This window comes from Globicatella sp. HMSC072A10 (assembly GCF_001811625.1).
In the GTDB taxonomy this organism is placed as follows: Bacteria; Bacillota; Bacilli; order Lactobacillales; family Aerococcaceae; genus Globicatella; species Globicatella sanguinis.
The window spans coordinates 1-412 of record NZ_KV805657.1; the positions used below are offsets into that span (position 1 = coordinate 1).

The window sequence follows — 412 nt, forward strand, 5'->3', positions numbered from 1 at the left end:
GGCTATCGCGTCTTTTTTGCGACAGTCCCTGCCCTCATCAATCAGTTGAAAGAGCATCGATCAGAAAGAACCTTACGGTCATTCGAATTAAAATTTGAAAATTACGATCTCGTCATTATTGATGAACTTGGGTATATCTCTTTCGACAAAGAAGGGGCGGAATTATTATTTTCACATCTATCTTTACGAGCGGGAAGAAAATCTACCATTATCACGAGTAATTTATCATTTTTAAAATGGCAAGAAATATTTCATGATCCCGTCCTAACAGCTGCCTTAACCGACCGTTTGACTCATAAATCACATGTTGTAAATATGGTCGGTCCTTCTTACAGAATGAAAGAAACAGAACAATGGATAAAAGATAATTCAAAGATGACAGTGGCTCAATTTTAAATTGCGAAATGGCTCA

The 412-nt window shown here is 36.9% G+C and carries 1 protein-coding gene; it reads left to right on the top strand.

All coding sequences use genetic code 11. The annotated features are described in order from the left end of the window. The coding region (locus HMPREF2811_RS02960) for an ATP-binding protein (protein WP_168164934.1) at positions 1 to 396 on the top strand (396 nt) is incomplete at its 5' end. Positions 397 to 412: the final 16 nt, after the last annotated feature.